This window comes from Mesorhizobium sp. P2_C5_2 (assembly GCF_056404535.1).
This window is the reverse complement of sequence record NZ_JBFUDV010000007.1, coordinates 164184-181323: the sequence shown is the minus strand read 5'-3', so window position 1 is coordinate 181323 and position 17140 is coordinate 164184. Positions and strand designations below refer to the sequence as shown.

The 17140-nt window shown below is 62.0% G+C and carries 18 protein-coding genes; 11 read left to right on the top strand and 7 right to left on the bottom strand.

The annotated features are described in order from the left end of the window. Positions 1-37: 37 nt before the first annotated feature. Positions 38-1012, bottom strand: coding sequence for an alpha/beta hydrolase (locus AC1D1B_RS26180; protein WP_477335741.1), 975 nt, complete (start codon positions 1010-1012; stop codon positions 38-40). A gap of 71 nt (positions 1013-1083) precedes the next feature. Next, the gene (locus AC1D1B_RS26175) at positions 1084-1905 is read right to left on the bottom strand and encodes an SDR family oxidoreductase (RefSeq protein WP_477335739.1); all 822 of its coding nucleotides are present in this window, start codon (positions 1903-1905) and stop codon (positions 1084-1086) included. A 215-nt stretch (positions 1906-2120) separates the two neighbouring features. Between AC1D1B_RS26175 and AC1D1B_RS26170 the strand changes: the two genes are divergently transcribed. From AC1D1B_RS26170 to AC1D1B_RS26145, 6 genes are all read left to right on the top strand, one after another. Further along, complete coding sequence (locus AC1D1B_RS26170; RefSeq protein ID WP_477335737.1) at positions 2121-3155, top strand: cysteine synthase A; 1035 nt, start codon at positions 2121-2123, stop codon at positions 3153-3155. Continuing rightward, positions 3155-3898 carry an alanyl-tRNA editing protein gene (locus AC1D1B_RS26165; protein ID WP_477335735.1) on the top strand — a complete coding sequence of 248 codons (744 nt, stop codon included), beginning with the start codon at positions 3155-3157 and terminating at the stop codon, positions 3896-3898. Before AC1D1B_RS26170 ends, AC1D1B_RS26165 begins: the two co-directional genes overlap by 1 nt. A 39-nt stretch (positions 3899-3937) precedes the next feature. Then, positions 3938-4789 (top strand): 3-mercaptopyruvate sulfurtransferase, encoded by an 852-nt coding sequence (gene sseA, locus AC1D1B_RS26160; protein WP_477335733.1) that lies wholly within the window; start codon positions 3938-3940, stop codon positions 4787-4789. Between the two features lie 5 nt (positions 4790-4794). Further along, positions 4795-5358 carry a GNAT family N-acetyltransferase gene (locus tag AC1D1B_RS26155; RefSeq protein ID WP_477335731.1) on the top strand — a complete coding sequence of 188 codons (564 nt, stop codon included), beginning with the start codon at positions 4795-4797 and terminating at the stop codon, positions 5356-5358. A 94-nt stretch (positions 5359-5452) separates the two neighbouring features. After that, positions 5453-6025 (top strand): OmpA family protein, encoded by a 573-nt coding sequence (locus tag AC1D1B_RS26150; protein ID WP_477335729.1) that lies wholly within the window; start codon positions 5453-5455, stop codon positions 6023-6025. 144 nt (positions 6026-6169) lie between these two features. Beyond that, positions 6170-6637: a DUF1203 domain-containing protein gene (locus AC1D1B_RS26145; RefSeq protein ID WP_477335727.1), complete on the top strand. Its 468-nt coding sequence runs from the start codon at positions 6170-6172 to the stop codon at positions 6635-6637. A 365-nt stretch (positions 6638-7002) separates the two neighbouring features. Here AC1D1B_RS26145 and AC1D1B_RS26140 read toward each other — a convergent pair whose 3' ends face one another. Continuing rightward, positions 7003-8286, bottom strand: coding sequence for an outer membrane protein (locus AC1D1B_RS26140; protein WP_477335725.1), 1284 nt, complete (start codon positions 8284-8286; stop codon positions 7003-7005). Between the two features lie 211 nt (positions 8287-8497). After that, complete coding sequence (gene ald / locus AC1D1B_RS26135; RefSeq protein WP_477335723.1) at positions 8498-9613, bottom strand: alanine dehydrogenase; 1116 nt, start codon at positions 9611-9613, stop codon at positions 8498-8500. Positions 9614-9769: 156 nt separating this feature from the next. Here ald and AC1D1B_RS26130 point away from each other — a divergent pair, with 156 nt between their 5' ends. Further along, positions 9770-10243, top strand: a complete 474-nt coding sequence (locus tag AC1D1B_RS26130; RefSeq protein ID WP_112395099.1) for an Lrp/AsnC family transcriptional regulator — start codon at positions 9770-9772, stop codon at positions 10241-10243. Here the strand turns inward: AC1D1B_RS26130 and AC1D1B_RS26125 are convergent. Both AC1D1B_RS26125 and AC1D1B_RS26120 read right to left on the bottom strand, forming a co-directional pair. Further along, positions 10240-10653: a hypothetical protein gene (locus tag AC1D1B_RS26125; RefSeq protein WP_477335721.1), complete on the bottom strand. Its 414-nt coding sequence runs from the start codon at positions 10651-10653 to the stop codon at positions 10240-10242. The two genes, AC1D1B_RS26130 and AC1D1B_RS26125, sit on opposite strands and share 4 nt — an antisense overlap. Before the next feature lie 157 nt (positions 10654-10810). Then, positions 10811-11413 (bottom strand): 5-formyltetrahydrofolate cyclo-ligase, encoded by a 603-nt coding sequence (locus AC1D1B_RS26120; protein WP_477335793.1) that lies wholly within the window; start codon positions 11411-11413, stop codon positions 10811-10813. Between the two features lie 250 nt (positions 11414-11663). On the opposite strand from AC1D1B_RS26120, the gene AC1D1B_RS26115 reads away from it, so the two are divergent. Both AC1D1B_RS26115 and AC1D1B_RS26110 read left to right on the top strand, forming a co-directional pair. Then, positions 11664-12929, top strand: a complete 1266-nt coding sequence (locus AC1D1B_RS26115; protein WP_477335719.1) for an NAD(P)/FAD-dependent oxidoreductase — start codon at positions 11664-11666, stop codon at positions 12927-12929. Between the two features lie 129 nt (positions 12930-13058). Continuing rightward, positions 13059-15038 carry a bifunctional 2',3'-cyclic-nucleotide 2'-phosphodiesterase/3'-nucleotidase gene (locus tag AC1D1B_RS26110; RefSeq protein ID WP_477335717.1) on the top strand — a complete coding sequence of 660 codons (1980 nt, stop codon included), beginning with the start codon at positions 13059-13061 and terminating at the stop codon, positions 15036-15038. A 35-nt stretch (positions 15039-15073) separates the two neighbouring features. Here the strand turns inward: AC1D1B_RS26110 and AC1D1B_RS26105 are convergent, their stop codons facing one another. Then, the gene (locus tag AC1D1B_RS26105; RefSeq protein ID WP_477335715.1) at positions 15074-16324 is read right to left on the bottom strand and encodes a class I SAM-dependent methyltransferase; all 1251 of its coding nucleotides are present in this window, start codon (positions 16322-16324) and stop codon (positions 15074-15076) included. A 259-nt stretch (positions 16325-16583) separates the two neighbouring features. Between AC1D1B_RS26105 and AC1D1B_RS26100 the strand changes: the two genes are divergently transcribed. After that, complete coding sequence (locus AC1D1B_RS26100) at positions 16584-16718, top strand: hypothetical protein (protein ID WP_268926460.1); 135 nt, start codon at positions 16584-16586, stop codon at positions 16716-16718. Positions 16719-16833: 115 nt separating this feature from the next. Next, on the top strand, positions 16834-17124 hold the full coding sequence (locus AC1D1B_RS26095) for a Dabb family protein (RefSeq protein WP_477335713.1): 291 nt from the start codon (positions 16834-16836) through the stop codon (positions 17122-17124). Positions 17125-17140: the final 16 nt, after the last annotated feature.

Here is a 17140-nt window from a genome sequence, read left to right as displayed (position 1 = left end):
CCGCAGCTATGCTTCGGCCGTTCTTTTTCGTCTGGGGCTACTCGGTTATTGCCTTGACCCACACGACAATCCGCTGCGCCAGGAAGGCCGTGGTCGACGGCGACAGCGCGTCGCCGGCAATGACATGGTTGTCGCGATCGCCATTGTCGTCGACCGGGACCAGTTCGTGTGCGGCGCCCCAGCGGCCGGCGATTTCGCGGGTGCGGTCTTCGCGCACCACCGAGTCCGAATCCGAGAAGATGAACAGAGCCGGTATCGTCGCCTTTTCTACCGGTGCTGCGTAGGCGAGATTGGTAAGCGCCGCCATCGGCAGTACGGCTGCCATTGGATAGGTGTGGGTCCAAAGCTTCTCGTGCAGCGCATTGCGGGTGGGAAAGCTGCGTTCCTTGCCGCCGACCAGTTCGGCGATCTGCTTGCCCCAGGGCATGGTCAGCAGCTCGGCGCCCGAGGCCCTGACGCCGAAATTCGGCGAGATGAACGCGATTGCGACGACGCCATCCGATGCGCCAGGCTCAGTCGCCGCCCATGCCGCCAGCGAGCCGCCGGTCGACGTGCCGATGACGATCACCTCGTCGCCGATGGCCCGGCCGATGGCGAGCGCCTCCTCATAGTCGTTGATCCAGGCATTGACGCTGCCTTGCGCCATTGCGGCGCCGTCCTGCCCATGGCCGGTGAGGCGGGTGTAGAAAAGGTTGGCGTCGAGCTGGTCGGCGACCTCGTCGGCCAGCGGACGAACCTCGCCCTTCGATGCCGAAAAGCCGTGGACATAGACGATCGCCAAGGGCGTCTTGGCGTGAACCATCGGGTCGGCCCAGATGATTTCTTTCTCCAACCCGTCGCGGATATTGGGGACGGCAGCCTCTTCACGCGCCAGATAGGCCTGCGGATCGTCGCCGATCACTTTGGGATCGAAACGGATCGTCGTGTCGACGGGGACGCGCGGACCAAGCAAGAAGGCCAGGACAAGGATGACGACGACGCCCAGCACCGCAAGCACGATCCGTCGCCCCATCGCAGACTCCACGCAACAATTCCAAACCTATGGCGGCCGCTACGCCCAGGCAACAGCTGGCCTGTGGACAGTTATTCGTTCGGCGGTTTGCGGTCGAAATTCAGCGGCCGTCCTGTCCAGCGGGTCGCCGTGCTGATGAACCAGCGGCAGACCGGCCTGGGCAACAGCGCCAGCAGTTTCAGCCCCCAGCTCAGCCGGCGCGGGAAGGTGACCTCGAAGCCGCCATGCTCGATGCCGCGCGCCATGCGGCGCGAGGCGCGGTTGACCGGCATCAGTCCCGGCATCGGCAGCATGTTCTTTTCGGTCAGCGGTGTGTCGATGAAGCCTGGATTCATCACCTGGACGCGGACATTCATCTTGTCGAAATCGTATTTCAGCGACTCGGCCAGGATATTTATCGCCGCCTTCGAGCCGCCATAGGCGGCCGTGGTCGGCCAACCGAAATAGGCGGTCACAGATCCGACAAGCACGATATGGCCGCGCGCGCGGATGCGCATGCGCTCCATGAGCGGGACGAGACCATTGATGATGCCGAAATAGTTGACCTCGAAGGACTGGCGGAAGTCGCGAACCCTGAGATCTTCACCGGGCGTGGCGATGTAGTTGCCGGCGTTGAAGACGGCGAGCACGATCGGGCCGAGATCCTTTTCGATCGCCGCTACCGTGCTTGCCATGCGCGGCTCGTCGGTGACGTCGCAAGGGTAGGCAACCACGCGTCCCGGCATCTGTGCCGTCTCGACGATGAGCGAGTCGATCGGGTGCTCGTCAAGCGCGGTCACCGCGACGACAAAGCCCTTTGCCGCAAGGTCCTTGGCCAGAGCACGGCCGATGCCGCTGCTGCCGCCGGTGATCCAGGCGACGCCGTGCTTCGGGTTGGCCCGGTAAAGTGTCATTCTGCGCCCTGCCGATCTGTCATTAGTGCTCTAGCGATGAAAAAATCGAATGAAAAGGGCGCTTTTCCGCACAAGGCTGAAATGATCGTCATCGCACATCATCCGGCGACAGGAGATTGCAGTACCCGAAATGCGACTGGACCAGGCGAATTCTTGCCTTGAAACGCAAGCTTCGGGTTTCTAGGGTCTCGCCGCAGCTACATAAGGAATCCCGGATGCCCCGTTCTGTGATCGAAGCGATCGGCAACACGCCCCTGATCCGCCTCAACAAGGCCTCGGAAGCAACCGGCTGTGAGATCCTGGGCAAGGCCGAGTTCATGAATCCGGGCCAATCGGTCAAGGATCGCGCTGGCCTGTTCATCATCCGCGACGCCGAACAGCGCGGGCTGTTGAAGCCGGGCGGTGTTATCGTCGAAGGTACGGCCGGCAATACCGGCATCGGCCTGACGCTGGTTGCCAAGGCGCTGGGCTATCGCACCGTGATCGTCATTCCCGACACCCAGAGCCAGGAAAAGAAGGACACGATCAAACTGCTCGGCGCCGAGCTGATCGAAGTGCCGGCAGTGCCTTACAAGAACCCCAACAACTACGTGAAACTGTCGGGGCGGCTGGCCGAGCAGATGGCGCGCTCCGAGCCGAACGGCGCGATCTGGGCCAACCAGTTCGACAACGTCGCCAATCGCGACGGTCATATCCGCACCACGGCGGAAGAAATCTGGACGCAGACCGGCGGCAAGGTCGACGGGTTCGTGTCGGCGGTGGGTTCGGGCGGCACGCTGGCCGGAGTCGCGTTCGGGCTGAAAGCTCGGAGCAAGAACGTCAAGATTGCGCTCGCCGATCCGCTGGGCGCCGCGCTCTATTCCTTCTACACCAGCGGCGAACTGAAGTCCGACGGCAGCTCGATCACCGAAGGGATAGGGCAGGGGCGCATTACGGCCAATCTCGAAGGGTTTACGCCCGACTTCTCGTTCCAGGTGCCGGATGAGGAAGCGCTGCCGATCGTCTTCGACCTGATCCAGGAAGAGGGCCTGTGCGTCGGCGGTTCGACCGGCATCAATATTGCCGGCGCGATCCGGCTGGCGCGCGAGCTTGGCCCCGGCCACACCATCGTCACCATCCTTGCCGACTATGGCACCCGTTATCAGTCGAAGCTGTTCAACCCGGACTTTCTGCGCGAGAAGAACCTGCCGGTGCCGGGCTGGATGGACGAGCGCAGCACAATTTCGGTGCCGTATGAGAAGGTCGCCTGATGGCCCACAGAACAGAAGCGTTGTTTCGCGACGACGCCTATTTGAAGACGGCTGACGCCACCGTCGTCGCCATCAATGAGCGCGGCGGCATCATTCTTGACCGGACCATCTTCTATGCGACATCGGGTGGCCAGCCCGGCGATACCGGCACATTAGAGCGCGCCGACGGCAGCCGCATCGCCATTGCCGCCACCATGTCAGGCGAGACCAAGGACGAGATCATCCATGTGCCGGCGCTGGAGCAGGCGACGCCCGAGCTTGGCGAGCGGGTGAAACTCGCCATCGACTGGAAGCGGCGGCATCTCCTGATGCGCATGCACGCCGCCTGCCACCTGCTCACCGTCGTCTGTCCGTTTCCGATCACCGGTGCTGCGGTTTCCGAAGATGACAGCCGTGTCGACTTCGATGCTCCGGATGCCGGCTTCACCAAGGAAGAAGTCACCGCCGGGCTGATGGAGCTGGTGCGCGCCGATCACCCGATCTTCATCAGGCTGATCACCGATGAGGAACTGGCGGCCAATCCAGGCCTGGTGAAATCGAAGAATGTCCGGCCGCCTGTCGGCACCGGCAAGATCCGCCTGGTCTGCATCGGCGACAACGCTTCGGTCGACAGCCAGCCCTGCGGCGGGACCCATGTCAAAAGCACCGGCGAGATCGGCGAGATCCATATCGGCAAGATCGAGAAGAAGGGCCGCGAGAACCGGCGTTTTCGCATTCGCTTCGGACCGCTGCCGGTCGCTTGAACCATAAATACCTCGCAAAGGCGGGGCGGGAGAATGACAATGGCCGATGACAGCCCTTTCACCGTCGATGCGGAGTGGTTGCAGGGCCGTCTTGGCGAGCCCGGCCTGACGATCGTCGATGCGTCCTGGTATCTGCCGGCGCAGAAGCGCGACGCGCGCGCCGAGTATGAGGCGGCGCATATTCCGGGCGCGCGCTTCTTCGACCACGATGCGGCCTCGGACCCGGATGCCAAGCTGCCGCACACGCTGCCCTCGCCACAGCATTTCGCGCAATATGTCGGCACCATGGGCATTTCGGCAGACGACACCATTGTCGTTTATGACGGTCCGGGTTTCTTCTCGGCGCCGCGCGCCTGGTGGATGTTCCGCGTCATGGGCGTGTTCCAGGTCTATTTGCTGGACGGCGGATTCGACCGCTGGAAGGCGGCGGGCCGACCGGTGACTGCGGAACCAACGAAGATCGCGCCAAATATCTTTCATGCCGATTTCGACGCCGCCCGGGTCGCCAGCCTCACCGACATGCGCCGCATCGTCGAAACGAAAGAAAGCCAGATTGCCGACGCCCGTGGCGCCGGCCGCTTCACCGGAGCCGAGCCAGAGCCCCGCGCCGGTGTCCGGTCCGGCCACATGCCTGGCGCGCGCAATGTGCCTTATTCGGCACTGTCGCAAGATGGCGCGCTGCTGTCGAAGGACCAGTTGCGCAAAGCCGTTGAAGATGCCGGCATCGATCTGTCGAAACCCGTCGTCACCTCTTGCGGTTCCGGCATCACTGCGGCTGTCATCACGCTGGCGCTGGAGACGCTCGGCCACACCGACAACAGGCTCTATGACGGCTCGTGGACGGAATGGGGCGGACTTCCCGATACGCCGGTCGCAACGGGCAAGGAATGATGGCGATGGAAAACGGCACGCTGGACGACATCGAGGTCACGGTCACGTTTCTGGAAATGCACGTGCCGCCGGCCTATTCGCCGCCCGTGCCCTACAACAAGCAGATCGCGCTGTTGAAGACCAAGGACATTCCGCTGCACTTCTATCGCTATCTGATGGATCGGGTGGGGCGCAAATGGCACTGGGTCAATGTGCTGCGGCTGGACGATGACGAGCTTGCCGCCGGCATCCACCGCGAGGACCGCGACATCAGGGTGCTTTATCTCGACGGCGCGCCGGCTGGGTTCTTCGACCTCAAGCCGCATCTGCCTGAGGAGGTCGAGCTCGCCTATTTCGGCATGATGGAGCATGCGACGGGGCAAGGCATAGGCCGCTGGTTCCTGGGCGCCGCGATCGCCGCCGCCTGGTCCTACGGGCCGAAGCGGGTGACGGTTCAGACCTGCACGCTCGACCATCCGGCCGCCTTGCCGCTCTACCAGAAACTCAGCTTTGCGCCGGTGGCGCAAAAGAAGGAGACCGTGCATCCGCTGCCGTTTGCCGAGCGCTCGGCCAGCGTCATGCGGCCGTGACCCCTGAAGGCTGAACCAGCCGTTCATCGGCGCTTCAGACTGCCTTTGCCATGGTGACTTCAACACTGACGCGACCATTGCCGAGGAGAAAGACATGCTGAGCCGACGTACATTTGCCGCAGCGCTGATTGCTGCACTTGCCATGCCGAGCGTTGTCATGCCGACAGTGGCCGCCGCACAGGCGACCACGCCGTCGGCGGCAACGATCGAGCGCCAACTCGACGCGGCGCCGCGGGTGAAACTTCGCCCCAACCAGCGCGTCACCATCCGCGAATTCAAGCGCCGGCCGGATCTGAGGCGTCAGGCGCGCTCGATCGACATCCAGTCGATCAATTTCGCCTTCGGCTCGGCGGCCATTTCCAGCTCGCAATACGGCAAGATCGAAAACATCGCCGATGCGCTGGAGCGCATTCTGCGCCGCGATCGCGGCGCCCGCGTGCTGATCGAGGGGCATACCGATGCGGTCGGCTCCTTCCAGTCGAATCAGATCCTGTCGGAGCAGCGCGCCGCCTCGCTGAAGCGCACCTTGGTGCGTGAGTTCGGCGTGCCGAGCCATGCGCTGGAAACGGTCGGTTATGGCGAGGAATTCCTGCTGGTGCAGACCCAGGACGAGAACTGGCGCAACCGCCGGGTGACGCTGCGCCGCTTCGACGATTTCATCCGCTGAACAGGACGGAATTCCGAAGCAACGTTGCTGCAGTCCGGCTTGAAATGGCCGGGTTGCTGGCGGTCTCACCGCCTTGGCAGGAATCGGGTGGGAAGCACCTGCGTGGCGGCATATTTTCCGGTCAACGACACCGGAGATTCAGCCATGACCATTCAGTTCAAAGCCTTGCCGACAGAAGATGTGAGAGCGCTGCAGCGCGGCGGATCGGACGCCTATGGGCAAACGCCCGAGCGCAGGATTTCCGACGGCGACGGCGTGCCGTGCCGGCATTGCCTGGGGAACGTCGCCGCCGGCGATGCTTATCTCATCTTGGCTTACCGGCCCTTTCCGGAGTTGCAGCCTTACGCCGAGACGGGACCGATCTTCCTGCATGCTGACGAATGCGAACGTGCGGCCGAGACAGAGGCGCTACCGGATATGCTTGAGAGCAGCGACTATATCGTGCGCGGCTATGGCAGGGATGACCGCATCGTCTATGGCAGTGGCGGCGTCATTCCGACGGACGCAATTGCGGCGCGGGCGGAGACATTGTTCGAGCGCGACGACATCGCCTATGTCCATGTCCGTTCGGCACGCAACAATTGCTATCAATGCCGCATCGAGCGCGCCTGACAAAAAGATGCCCGCCGGTGGTCTGGCGGGCAGTTGGGAACCGTGTGACGGCTCGAACCGTCAAGCTGGCATCCCTGTCTGCGCATGTTTTTCGAATGCCTGATGTGAAGCGCTTCACACAGCGCTCGCGATTGTCGCCGGCGTGGCGGCGCGCCGATTGCTGGTGAGCTGTCGTACTGCCGTCGCATTCAAACGTTAAAAGACGAGTGTCGATGGATTTGCCGACCGCGGATGAACCGGCGGGAATCTCGATGACTGAGGAAGCGGGGCTTTGGCTCCGCTTTTTTGTTGTCGGCGTTGTTCCACGCAAAGAAAAAGCCCGCCGGAATTGACCGACGGGCTTTTGACCGTTTTCGATGCTGCTTTTAGTTGAATTTATACTTCGCACCGATGCGAACGGTCTGGAACGAAGGTTCGTCGGTGATGAGGCCGTCCGAACCGAAATCCTCTTTCTCATACTGCGAGTAGCGGTATTCAAGGCCCAGCGTCATGTTGCTGGAAACGGCCGTTTCCAGGCCGCCACCGATCGAGAAGCCGTTCGAACCCCAGTCGACAATGTCGCCGACGGGCGAAGAGGCATGCAGGTCGAAATGCTGCCAGCTGTAACCGCCGATGACATAGGCCAGCGTCGATTCGTTGACCTTGGCGCCAAGGCGGGCCAGGGCATCGAAACCATAGTCGGCATCGCCCTTGATCGACCCGCCCGGAATGTCCAGCTTGGAACGGATGCCGGAGTAGCGGGCGTCCAATTGGACGCCGGCAACCCAGCTGCCGAAATCATGATCGTAGCCGACGCTGGCTTCGCCGAACACGCCTTCGCCGCCAATGCCGTCTACCTCGAGGGCATCAAACAGCGTTATGTCATGCACCACCGTGCCAGCGCCAAGAGCGCCACCGACATAGAAGCCGGTCCAGTTGTAGGTCGGAGCTGCAAACGAGGCGCCGCCGCCATTCTGGGCACCGAAGCGATAGTTGGCCGCAATGTGGAAGGTGTGCGTGGACGGCTCGACATCCAGAGTGGTTCCAGGGCCGCCAATAATGCCGAGGTCAGCCACCGAATCGTTGCCGTAATTGGCGTAGCGATACTCGGTCTTCAGCGTCCAGTTGCCGCGCAGCACGGTTTCCATGCCAACGCCGAGAACATAGCCGCTGCGATTTTCAGTGAAATCAATACCGTCCGCAAAACCCGAACCCTCGAGCTTGAAATGGTTCCAGGTGTAGCCACCGAGCACATAGCCGAGCGTATTCGGGTTCAGGAGGTAGCCGGCACGCAAGCCAACGTCGAAGCCATAAGCGTTGGTCAGATCGATGTCAGCGCCCGGAAGGCTGATCGACGGGCCGATATTGCCGACGTTGGCATCGATGAAACCGCCGAGAAGGAAGCGCTCCGAGACCATATAGTCGTAACCGGCGGTGATTTCGCCGAACACGCCATTGCCGCCGAGACCATTGAAGTCGACCACCGGGTCAACGCTGATACGATGCACGGTGGCGCCAAAGCCGCCGCCGATGCCGACATAGGCACCGCCCCAGTTGAAGCCGGACGTCTCCACTGGCGCGACCGGATCGGCCGCATGCGCAGCAGAAGCCAGCGCCACCACCGAAACAGCGCTCAGCAGAATAGATTTCGCAGACGTGCGAATGAACATAGCCCAAACCCCTAAAACAACCCCGCCGTGTGTTTAGCAGGAGGCCGTCTAATTTAGGAAGGACATAAATGTCACAGTTTTGGGCAAACTGGTCGGGAATTGGGCAGCGGTGTGGAATTGTCAGCCATCGGATAGAACTGATTGAAATTGGCAAAAAAACCCGCCGGAGCGAACCGGCGGGCGATACAGGAGGAAACTCTTTTTGGTGAAATCAGGCGGCCAGGACCGCCTTGGGTTCGACCAGCTCGTAGCCGAGCGCTTCGGCCACAGCGCGATTGGTGATCTTGCCCCTGTGGACGTTGAGACCGTTGCGCAGATGGTGATCGTCGATCATCGCCTTCAGGCCCTTGTCGGCGAGCTGCAGGCCGTAATGCAACGTCGCGTTGTTGAGCGCGTGCGCCGAGGTGACCGGCACGGCGCCGGGCATGTTGGCGACGCAGTAATGGATGACGCCGTCGACTTCGTAGGTCGGATCGGCATGGGTGGTGGCATGCGAGGTCTCAAAGCAGCCACCCTGGTCGATGGCGACGTCGACAAGCACGGCGCCCTTCTTCATACCCGAAAGCATTTCGCGGGTGACGAGCTTGGGTGCGGCCGCACCCGGGATGAGCACGGCGCCGACGACGATGTCGGCGGAGAAGCATTCTTCTTCAAGCGCCTCGACAGTGGAATAGCGGGTGTGGACGCGGCCGGCAAAGAGGTCGTCGAGCTGGCGCAGACGCGGGATCGAACGGTCGATGATGGTGACATCGGCGCCGAGACCGGCCGCCATGCGGGCGGCATGCAGGCCGACAACGCCGCCGCCGAGCACGGTGACCTTGCCGGGCAGCACGCCGGGCACGCCGCCGAGCAGCACGCCGCGGCCGCCATTGGCCTTCTGCAGCGCGGTGGCGCCGGCCTGGATCGACAGGCGGCCGGCGACTTCCGACATCGGCGCCAGGAGCGGCAGGCCGCCGCGGTCGTCGGTCACCGTCTCGTAGGCGATTGCGGTGACGCCGGAAGCCAGCAGGCCCTTGGTCTGTTCCGGATCCGGAGCCAGGTGCAGATAGGTGTAGAGGATCTGGCCGTCGCGCAGCTGCGCCCATTCATTGGGCTGCGGCTCCTTGACCTTGACGATCATGTCCGACTTGGCAAACACGTCGGCGGCCGTCTTGGCGATCGTGGCGCCAGCGGCGCGGTAGGCATTGTCGTCGGCGCCAATGCCGGCGCCGGCGCCGGTCTCGACCAGCACCTCATGGCCATGCGCGACGTATTCGCGGACCGAGCCTGGCGTCAGGCCGACGCGGTATTCGTGGTTCTTGATTTCCTTGGGGCAACCGACGCGCATTGTTCTTCTCCTGATCCGGCCCTTCGGGCTCGTTCCCTGTATCAACTGAGTGAACCACGAATCGTTGCGCAGGTGTTTGCGAATGCGCTTGCGCGGGGTCATGCGTTTCGATAATCGTTGCGCAGAATTGCAGGATTTTCGCAGGAATCACTAGAAATGCCGCTCGACAGGATTGATATCGCCATTCTCGAGACTTTGCAGAAGGATGGGCGGATACCCAATGCGGCGCTCGCCGAGAGGGTCGGCCTGTCGCAGTCGGCCTGTTCGCGCCGGCTCGACAATCTGGAGAAATCCGGCACCATCCGCGGCTATCACGCGCGGCTTTCGAATGCCGCTCTTGGCCACCAGATGACGGCGATCGTGCATATATCGCTGTCGGGACAATTCGAAAAGACGCTGTCCGACTTCGAGGCGGCGATCAAGCGCTGCCCCAATGTTTTGTCCTGCCACCTGATGTCGGGCGAATACGACTACATCCTGCGCATCGCCGCCAAGGACCTGGTCGACTATGAGCGCATCCACAAGGAGTGGCTGTCGGCGATGCCGCATGTGACCAAGATCAATTCGTCGTTTGCCTTGCGCGAGATCGTCGACCGGACCGCCATGGGGATGAAGCCGGAACTGGCCTAACGCCAAAGGCAGACCCGGACGTCCTTCCCAATATAGCACGCGCCTTCGCGGCGAAGGTCTTCCCAGCGTTCATCACCGTGCGTTTCGCTGATGTCCGAGTTCGCATAGCCTCCCCAGACATCACCGTCCTTGTATACGACTGCCCAGTAATCTTCGGACATTTCACCTGCGCCACTGTGGGTATCGGGATAGTCGATACCTGCAAAAACTTGCCGGGGCCCCTGTATATTAAAATCGCCGCCCGTCTCGATTTGGTAGGAGCACTTTCCGGATATGCGGGTCTGACCGTCAACAACAAGCAGGCAGCGGCCCCATTTGTAATCACTCGGCAAACGATGCTTTGGTTGCGCAAGCGCAGGCGAAAGGGAGAACGCAATTGCAAGGGCAGCCGCTATGGTTCGTCCGATCATCTTGTCATCCGTTGTGAAGCAGGCAGTCCAAGAGCGACTCGACTCTGTTGGATCCGCCCAGAGCGCCTGTCGAAACGGGTGCTCCGCAGCGCGGTCTCCTTGAAGATCATATTATTTAGCGACCAAGTCGGATTTTTGTCGCCTTACATCTGCGCTGCTATACGGCGGAGGCCTCGGTGACGAGCCGGTCCATCGGGATGTCGTGCGGCTGCGGATAGATGGTGGCGATGCGTTGCAACTCGTAGCCGACGCCGATGACCAAAGGCTTGAACGGCATAGCGGCCAGCGTTCGGTCGAAGAAGCCGCCACCATAGCCCAGCCGGTAATTGCGGGGATCGATGCCGACGATCGGCGAAATGACGATGTCGGGCAGCACCGGATCGCCTTCTGCGGGGATCGGGATGTTCCAGATGCCCTTTTCCAGCCGGTCGCCCGGAACGTAAGCGCGGAAGATCAGCGGCTGGCCCTTCTCAATGACGACGGGCAGGGCGGTGCGGCCGCCGCGCTCGTTGATCGACGCCATCCATGGCCGCAGATCCGGCTCGCCGCGAAACGGCCAGTAGAGGCTGACCATGCGGCCGGCAATGTTGCCGATCACCGCGTCGAGGCCTTCAGCAATACGCAGCGACATTTCTGTGCGTGCATCGGCCGAAACCGCCAGCCGCGCCGCGATCAGCCGTTCGCGTTCGGCCTTGCGCCAACGGCGCACATCGGTCCAGTCGGAGAGCGGCGGCCGGAATTCCGGATCGAGCTCGTGCATGAAACACGGTGGCGAGGCGTATTGCGCCGGGCCGTCGCCATCTTTGTCGCCGTCATCATTGTTGGCCATGCCTCACTCCGTGGTTCCTACCTCCGCGAGGCTATACCCGTCTAAGCCTGACGACATGGGCATTCGCGACATGGGGCGGCGAGTCCTGGGCAGCCTTGATGCATGGCAGTCTTGCGCTTCAAGACATTGTTGCGGTGCACAAAAATTACTACATAAAAGCGGACAAACAGGGGTGAATGCGATGACTGAAACCAGCCATCACGTCGTTGTCGTCGGCGCAGGGTTTGGTGGCCTCGAACTGACCCGCGCATTGGCCGGCGCTCCGGTGCGCATCACCATGATCGACAAGCGCAACCACCACCTTTTCCAGCCGCTGCTCTACCAGGTGGCAACTACATCGCTGGCGACCTCCGAGGTTGCCTGGCCGATCCGCCATCTGCTGCGCAAACGCAAGGACGTGACGACCCTCTTGGGCAACGTCACCGGCGTCGATCGGGCCGGTAAACGCGTGCTGCTCGAGGACGGCAGTTCGATCGCCTACGACACGCTGGTGCTCGCCACCGGTGCGCGCCATGCCTATTTCGGCCATGACGAATGGGAGCCCTTTGCGCCTGGACTGAAGACGCTTGAGGACGCCACCACGATCCGCCGCCGCATCCTGCTTGCCTTCGAGCAGGCCGAGCGCGAGACCGATCCGGCCAAGCGCCAGGCGCTGCTGACGCTGGTCATCGTAGGCGGCGGCCCGACCGGTGTCGAGCTTGCCGGCACCATTGTCGAACTCGCGCATGAGACGCTGCGCGGCGAATTCCGCAACATCGACACGCGGCAAGCGCGTGTGGTGCTGGTCGAGGCCGGTGACCGCATCCTGGCCAATTTCGCGCCGGAACTCTCCGACTATGCGCGCAAGGCGCTGGAACGGCGGGGCGTCACGGTCGAGCTTGGCCACGCCGTCACGCGGCTGGATGCAGAAGGTGTCGTTTTTGGCGATAAACATCTGCCGGCAAGGACCATCCTGTGGGCTGCGGGCGTTGCGGCTTCGCCAGCAGGAGAGTGGCTGGGAGCGCCGGTCGATCGGGTGGGCAGGGTGATGGTCGAACCCGATCTTACCGTGCCGAACAGTCCGGAAATCTTCGTCATCGGCGACACTGCCCATGTGTTGCGGCCGGACGGCAAGCCGGTGCCCGGCGTGGCGCCCTCCGCCAAGCAGGAGGGCAAGCATGTTGCGGCGACGACCAAGGCGCGGCTGTCCGGCGATAGCGCGCCGCGTCCTTTCCGCTATCGGCATGCTGGCGACCTGGCGACGATCGGCAAGTGGGCAGCCGCGATTGATTTCGGTTGGATCAAGCTTACCGGCTGGCTCGCCTGGTGGCTTTGGGGCGTGGCGCATATCTATTTCCTGATCGGCTTCCGCAATCGGCTGTCGGTATCGCTTAGCTGGCTATGGATATATTTCACCGGCCAGCGCAGCGCACGACTGATCACCCAGGGCGATGACGACAAGGGCTGACGTCCTTCCGGCAATTCATCCGGCCGTCACCTTTTGCTGATCGACTGACTTCCCGATGGACATGGCTGGTTTTCGGCGCGAAGCTTCCGCCCGGGGCTGGGATATTGTTACGTCGCTGGAAGGAAACCAATGTCGCATCTCCACCACCCCGTCTCCCGTCGTGGTTTTCTTGCTGGTGCGGCCGCCAGCGGGGCGCTGATCATGCTGCATCCGTTCTCTGCCCACGCGCAGGCCAATCAAGCGCATCTGAGGATCATGGAGACGACGGACATCCATGTGAATGTCCTGCCCTACGATTACTACGCCGACAAAGCGAACGACACGATGGGCCTGTCGCGGACGGCCTCGCTGATTGCGGCGGTGCGCAAGGAAGCCACCAATGCCATGCTGATCGACAATGGCGATCTTTTGCAGGGCAACCCGATGGGCGACTACATCGCCTATGAGAAGGGGCTCAAGGACGGCGACTTGCATCCGATCATGAAGGGCATGAATCTTCTGGGATATGAATGCTCGACGCTCGGCAACCACGAGTTCAACTACGGCCTGTCGTTTCTCGACAAGGTGCTGGCCGGGGCCAATTTCCCGTTCGTCTGCGCCAATCTGATCCGCGGTACCGAGCTCGCCGCCAACCCGCGCGACGACAAGCTCTATCTGAAGCCGTATTTCATCCTGGACAAGAAGATCAAGGACGGGTCAGGCGCCGAGCAGCCGATCAAGATCGGTATAATCGGCTTCGTGCCGCCGCAGATCATGGTCTGGGATCTCAAGAACCTGGAAGGCAATGTCAGGACGCGCGACATCGTCGAGGCGGCCAAGGCGTGGGTGCCGCAGATCAAGGAGGAGGGCGCCGATATCGTCATTGCGCTCTCGCATTCCGGCATCGATATCAAGCAGGGCGACGGAATGGAGAACGCCTCGTTCTTCGTCGCCGGCGTCGAGGGCATCGATGCGGTGTTCACCGGCCATCAGCATCTGGTCTTCCCCGGCAAGAAGGATTTTCAGGCGCTCGACGGAGTCGACACCGAAAAAGGTACGCTGCAGGGCAAACCTGCGGTGATGGGCGGGTTCTGGGGCTCGCATATGGGCCTGATCGACCTGCTTCTGGAACGCGACGGATCGAAATGGCGCGTGGTCTCGGCAACGTCCGAGGCACGGCCGATCTACGAACGCGTCGACAAGGCGAACAAGCCGACGGTTGCCGACGACCAGCGTATCGTCGATGCGCTGAAAGCGGACCATGAGGCAACGCTTGCCTATGTCCGCCGCCCGGTCGGCAAGACCTCGGCGCCGCTCTATTCCTTTTTCGCGCTGGTCGCCGACGATCCGTCGGTGCAGATCGTCAATCAGGCGCAGAGCTGGTATCTCAAGGACATATTAAAGAGCACGCAGTGGAAGGACGTGCCGCTGCTGTCGGCGGCGGCCCCCTTCAAGGCCGGCGGGCGCAACGGCGCCGACTACTACACCGACGTGCCGGTGGGCGACATCGCCATCAAGAACGTCGCCGACCTCTATCTCTATCCGAACACGGTGCGGGCGGTTGAGATCACCGGCTCGCAGGTGAAGGAATGGCTGGAAATGTCGGCCGGCATTTTCAGGAAGATCGAGGCCGGGAAAGCCGACCAGACGCTGATCGACACCGAATTCCCGTCCTACAATTTCGATGTGATCGATGGCGTCAGCTACAAGATAGACCTCTCGCAGCCGCCGAAATACGATGCCAAGGGTGGCGTCGCCAATGCCGGCTCCAGCCGCATCGTCGATCTGAGCTTCGATGGCAAGCCTATTGATCCGGCAGCGAAATTCGTCGTCGCCACCAACAATTACCGCGCCGGCGGTGGCGGCAATTTCCCCGACATCAATGCCTCGAAGATCATCTACGAGGCGCCGGACACCAATCGCGACGTGATCGTGCGCTATGTCGTCAGCGAAGGCACGATCAATCCCTCGGCCGACGACAATTGGTCGTTCACGCCGCTGCCCGGAACCAGCGTTGTTTTCGAGACCGGCGCCAGGGCAAAGGATTTTATTGCGCAGGTGAAGTCGCTGAAGATCGAGCCGGCCGGCGAGGGCGAAGCGGGTTTTGCGAAGTATCGCATTCTGCTGTGAGGGAAACGAGCGGGCAATGCCCGCTCAACCCAACTCTACGCCTTGTAGACCACCTGGCGCACGTCGATGTAGCTGGCTCTAAAGCCGGCTTCGCAATAGTGGAGGTAAAACTCCCAGAGCTTCTTGAAACGGTCATCGAAGCCGAGTGGGACGATCTTTTCCCACGACTGCCAGAAGCGGTTGCGCCATTCGGCAAGCGTGCGGGCATAGTCGTCCGGGAAGACGCGCTCGCGCAGATGGGCAAGGCCGTGGTCGCTGCCGAGCGTCTTCAGGATCGAGGGCGTCGGCAGCATGCCACCCGGGAAGACGTAGCGCTGGATGAAATCCGGTCGCGCGCGATAGGTATCGTAGGCGGCTTCGTTGATGGTGATGATCTGCAGGCCGGCGGTGCCGCCAGGCCTCAGGCAGGACTTCATCTTGCCGAAAAACACCGGCCAGTATTTTTCACCGACCGCCTCGAACATCTCGATCGACGCGATACGGTCGTAAGTGCCTGTTTCGTCGCGGTAATCCTGCAGCTTGATGTCGACCTTGTCAGACAGTCCCGCCTTCTGGATGCGCGCCTTGGCGAAATCGTGCTGTTCGCGGCTGATGGTCAGGCCGGTGACGCGGCAGCCGATCTCACGCGCGGCAAATTCGGCAAAGCCGCCCCAGCCGCAGCCGATCTCCAGCACATGGTCCTTTTTGCCGATGCCGGTATCCTTGGCCAAGGCGCGATATTTGGCGGCCTGCGCGCTTTCCAGATCGTTGGCGCCGGTGGCATAGAGCGCCGACGAATAGGTCATGCTGGGATCGAGCCATTGCTTGTAGAAAGCATTGCCGAGGTCGTAATGCGCCGAAATGTTGCGCTTCGAGCCGGTGCGGGTGTTTTCGTTGAACCAGTGGCGGATGCGCTGGACGGTATTGATGAGCCAGCTGGCCCCGCCGGCGACGCGTTCGCCGATGGCCGAGTTGACGACGAACAGTTCGAGAAAGCTGGTCACGTCGGGGCTTTCCCAGTCGCCATCCATGTAGGATTCGGCAACGCCGATGGTGCCGCCGGAAAAGGCGCGGCCGGGCAGGCGCCAGTTCTTCAGCACCAGTTCGGCGTCGGGGCCGGGCGCATTGCCACCGACAAGAACAGCGCGGCCATCCGGCATTCTTACCTTGAGCGAGCCGCGCGGCAGTTTCATCGCCGCCGACAGCACCATGCGCGCCTTGGCCGGCAAGCCCTTGACGATCTCGGCGAAGTTGAACTCGTCCAGCCTGATGGCGTCGCCGATGCCCTTGTGTTCCCTAACAGCCATCTCACATCCCCCGGACTTCCGCGGGGACGGCGCAAGATCTGCCGGCCCCCACATCCTCCACATTTCATTCGTCAGGCGCGAATGCCGCTACCTGCGTGAATTTTCGCCACAATCTTCCACCGCATCGACCAGAACTTCAAGAGGCAAGCTGTGTGCGCGGCTGGACCAAGGCGACGGGCTCGAGACCAGAATTCCGGAGAGCATAGGCCTTTGCCGAAATCTCTATGGTTACGAACAGCCACATGCGTTAGTTTCAGCCATGCGTTACGTCGTCGTCATCATGGCCATCGCCTTTTTCCTGATCTGGGACGGCCTCTACAACAGTGGCCGCTATCTCGACACCTCGGTCAGGGAAATGTCGCGTATCGTGCGCTACGTCACCGGCGGGGGCTAGCTTTTTGCGCCTCTGCGAAGTCGCCTTCCGGCGTTGCCGGGCGCGACATCGTGCCGGTTGACGCGACGGTTCCGCTCACACAAAACATGCCGGCAAATCGAATTTGGAGGCAGGCGTGATCCGGCATATCGTTTTCTTCAGCGCCCGGCGCAAGGACGATGTCGAGGCCGTGCGCACGGGTTTGCTCACCTTGGGCAAGATCCCGCATTCAAGCCTCTTCGAGGTGACGCTCAACACCAAGGTCGATCCGCTGTCGGACGCGATCGACGTGGTCGTCTATGCCGAGTTCGAAGACGATGCGGCCTTGGCCGCCTATAAGGCACATCCGCTCTATGCCGAGACAACCAGCCGGGTCAAACCATTGCGCGAATTGCGGTATTCGGCCGATGTCGTGGCGGTGGCCTGATCGGGTCGCAAAGAAA

Excerpts from the sequence above, each read along its gene's own strand:
- AC1D1B_RS26180 (WP_477335741.1), bottom strand. The coding sequence starts at position 1,012 with ATGGGGCGACGGATCGTGCTTGCGGTGCTGGGCGTCGTCGTCATCCTT.
- AC1D1B_RS26175 (WP_477335739.1), bottom strand. The coding sequence starts at position 1,905 with ATGACACTTTACCGGGCCAACCCGAAGCACGGCGTCGCCTGGATCACC.
- AC1D1B_RS26170 (WP_477335737.1), top strand. The coding sequence starts at position 2,121 with ATGCCCCGTTCTGTGATCGAAGCGATCGGCAACACGCCCCTGATCCGC.
- AC1D1B_RS26165 (WP_477335735.1), top strand. The coding sequence starts at position 3,155 with ATGGCCCACAGAACAGAAGCGTTGTTTCGCGACGACGCCTATTTGAAG.
- sseA (WP_477335733.1), top strand. The coding sequence starts at position 3,938 with ATGGCCGATGACAGCCCTTTCACCGTCGATGCGGAGTGGTTGCAGGGC.
- AC1D1B_RS26155 (WP_477335731.1), top strand. The coding sequence starts at position 4,795 with ATGGAAAACGGCACGCTGGACGACATCGAGGTCACGGTCACGTTTCTG.
- AC1D1B_RS26150 (WP_477335729.1), top strand. The coding sequence starts at position 5,453 with ATGCTGAGCCGACGTACATTTGCCGCAGCGCTGATTGCTGCACTTGCC.
- AC1D1B_RS26145 (WP_477335727.1), top strand. The coding sequence starts at position 6,170 with ATGACCATTCAGTTCAAAGCCTTGCCGACAGAAGATGTGAGAGCGCTG.
- AC1D1B_RS26140 (WP_477335725.1), bottom strand. The coding sequence starts at position 8,286 with ATGTTCATTCGCACGTCTGCGAAATCTATTCTGCTGAGCGCTGTTTCG.
- ald (WP_477335723.1), bottom strand. The coding sequence starts at position 9,613 with ATGCGCGTCGGTTGCCCCAAGGAAATCAAGAACCACGAATACCGCGTC.
- AC1D1B_RS26130 (WP_112395099.1), top strand. The coding sequence starts at position 9,770 with ATGCCGCTCGACAGGATTGATATCGCCATTCTCGAGACTTTGCAGAAG.
- AC1D1B_RS26125 (WP_477335721.1), bottom strand. The coding sequence starts at position 10,653 with ATGATCGGACGAACCATAGCGGCTGCCCTTGCAATTGCGTTCTCCCTT.
- AC1D1B_RS26120 (WP_477335793.1), bottom strand. The coding sequence starts at position 11,413 with ATGCACGAGCTCGATCCGGAATTCCGGCCGCCGCTCTCCGACTGGACC.
- AC1D1B_RS26115 (WP_477335719.1), top strand. The coding sequence starts at position 11,664 with ATGACTGAAACCAGCCATCACGTCGTTGTCGTCGGCGCAGGGTTTGGT.
- AC1D1B_RS26110 (WP_477335717.1), top strand. The coding sequence starts at position 13,059 with ATGTCGCATCTCCACCACCCCGTCTCCCGTCGTGGTTTTCTTGCTGGT.
- AC1D1B_RS26105 (WP_477335715.1), bottom strand. The coding sequence starts at position 16,324 with ATGGCTGTTAGGGAACACAAGGGCATCGGCGACGCCATCAGGCTGGAC.
- AC1D1B_RS26100 (WP_268926460.1), top strand. The coding sequence starts at position 16,584 with ATGCGTTACGTCGTCGTCATCATGGCCATCGCCTTTTTCCTGATCTGG.